Annotated in this window: 3 protein-coding genes and 1 pseudogene; all 4 read left to right on the top strand. The window is 33.3% G+C overall.

The window, feature by feature from the left end:
* Positions 1–119: pseudogene (locus tag HKP48_RS04055) on the top strand (IS1595 family transposase); the annotation flags it as partial.
* Between the two features lie 34 nt (positions 120–153).
* Positions 154–1,398 carry an FAD-dependent oxidoreductase gene (locus tag HKP48_RS04060; protein ID WP_296343091.1) on the top strand — a complete coding sequence of 415 codons (1,245 nt, stop codon included), beginning with the start codon at positions 154–156 and terminating at the stop codon, positions 1,396–1,398.
* Positions 1,399–1,451: 53 nt separating this feature from the next.
* Complete coding sequence (locus tag HKP48_RS04065) at positions 1,452–2,015, top strand: alkylphosphonate utilization protein (RefSeq protein ID WP_296343093.1); 564 nt, start codon at positions 1,452–1,454, stop codon at positions 2,013–2,015.
* Positions 2,015–2,275: a DUF1272 domain-containing protein gene (locus HKP48_RS04070; protein ID WP_296343094.1), complete on the top strand. Its 261-nt coding sequence runs from the start codon at positions 2,015–2,017 to the stop codon at positions 2,273–2,275. Before HKP48_RS04065 ends, HKP48_RS04070 begins: the two co-directional genes overlap by 1 nt.
* Positions 2,276–2,446: the final 171 nt, after the last annotated feature.

Below are 2,446 nucleotides of genomic sequence, written 5' to 3' on the forward strand. Positions count from 1 at the left end.
TTTGTTTTAGAATTAATCGTTCTCAATTTAAGACGAGTATCTTTCATAAAACAATTACAAGAATGGTAGAAAGTAAACCAATATATCAAAATCAATTAAAACAGAAACTAAACGTGTAACTCAAAAATATTATTTCATTAAATCATTATTTCAATGAAAAATTGTGTAATAATTGGCGGCGGTATCATCGGTTTATCAAGTGCATATTATCTTCAAAAAGAAGGATGCGATGTTACTGTTGTAGATAAGTCTAATTTTTCTGCTGGTGCATCATATGTCAACGCAGGTTACATTACACCAAGTCATTTTATTCCATTATCGCAACCAGGAATTATTACAAAAGGACTAAAATGGATGTTTAATCCAGAAAGTCCCTTTTATGTCAAACCAAGATTGGATACAGATTTCTTAAAATGGGCTTGGGCATTTAAAAAATCGTCAACTAAATCTAAGGTCGAAAAAGCTATTCCAGTTCTCAAAGATATAAATGTGTTAAGTCGTAACTTATATGCTGAAATGAAAGCGTCTGGTGATTTTGATTTTCATTATGAAAAGAAAGGTTTGTTGATGTTTTATAAGTCTGATGAAGTTGGTGAAGAAGAATGGAACATTGGTCAACGCGGAATCAAAGAAGGACTTGAAGTAGAAAACCTTTCTGTATCAGAGGTAAAACAACTAGAACCAAATGTAGATTTTGACATCAAAGGTGCTGTTTATTTCCACTCGGATGCGCATATGACACCAAATACTTTCATGAAAGATATGTGTGTGTATTTGAAATCAAAAGGTGTCAAATTTATTCCAAATGAAGCTGTTGTTGATGTAGAACTGTCAAATCATTCAATTTCAAAAATCATTACTGATAAGCAAGAATTAAAGGCTGATGAGGTCGTTTTAGCAGCAGGAAGTTGGAGTCAACTACTATCAAAAAAATTAGGAATTAATATTCCTCTGCAAGCAGGAAAAGGCTATACTATTAATGTAGAGCGACCAACAGGAATTACTATTCCATCTATATTATGCGAGGCAAAAGTTGCGGTGACGCCAATGGATAGGTTTACAAGATTTGCTGGTACTATGGAAATCGCTGGCATTAATCATACTATAAATCCTGTAAGAGTAAAAGCAATAGCAAAGGCAGCAAAGAGTTATTATCCCAATTTAGAAATTCAAAAAGCAGAAATCGACGACGTAAAATGTGGATTAAGACCATGTTCGCCAGATGGAATGCCATATATCGGGAAATCTTCAAAATGTAAGAATCTTACAATAGCGACTGGTCATGCTATGATGGGTTGGAGTTTGGGGCCAGCAACTGGGAAACTGATTACCCAGACATTACTAAGTAAACAATTAGCAATGCCTATTGATGCTTTTCATCCTGACAGAAAGTTCTAAGAAATAAGTCGTCTTAAGAGATTAAAATTATCTTTGGAACTTTAATACCTATTATGACTTCACAAAAAGACCTTAAAGAACGCAGTAATAATCAATGCGAATTATGTAACAGTACTGAAAATCTATCTGTTTATGATGTGCCTAATGCAAGAGATACAGGGATTTATGCCTGTCAAAATTGTATTGACCAAATGGAAGATTCAGAAAAGATTGAACCAAACCATTGGCGTTGTCTTAACGATAGTATGTGGAGTGAGCATGATGGTGTAAAAATTATGGCTTGGCGCATGCTTAATCGTATTAGTCAACCATGGGCAGAAGATATGTTAGGTATGATGTATATGGAGGATGATTTGTTAGTTACAGCAAAAGCTTCTGGTGATGGCGAAGTGGATGAAAACCAAATTATTCACCGTGATGTTAACGGTGTAGTTTTAGATAATGGCGATTCTGTGGTATTAATCAAAGACCTTAAAGTCAAAGGCTCAAGTATAGTTGCAAAACAAGGTACAGCTGTTAGAAATATTAGATTAGATAGAGATAATTCTGATTATATTGAAGGTAAAGTTGGACCAACTTTGACCGTAATTATTACTAAATATGTAAAGAAGTTGTAATGTTACAAATAAGACCAACATGCGAGAATTGTAACAAAGCATTACCGTTTGATGCTAAAGATGCTATGATATGCACGTTTGAGTGTACATTTTGTGAAGGTTGTGTCGAAAAATTAAAAAAGGTTTGCCCTAATTGTAGTGGTGGTTTTGAAAAACGACCAATACGACCTGAAAATTTACTTAAAAAATATCCTGTATTTACAGAAACGGTTCATAAACCAGTAGATTTTGAAAGTCACTTTAAAAAGATAAACAGTTAAAATCTAAAAATCTAAAAATCTAAAAAGTTAAACAGTCTAAGAAGTCGGCACCAAACCATAAAGTGTGTAAGTAAAGTTATTCTGAAATTTTTCTGGGGCAATTTTTCTATTGCCCAATGGGGAAAAATTTCGGAAATAACTTTACGATATAATATTCAGTAACTTTATAAA

It is taken from the genome of Winogradskyella sp. (assembly GCF_013042245.1).
Lineage (GTDB): Bacteria > Bacteroidota > Bacteroidia > Flavobacteriales > Flavobacteriaceae > Winogradskyella.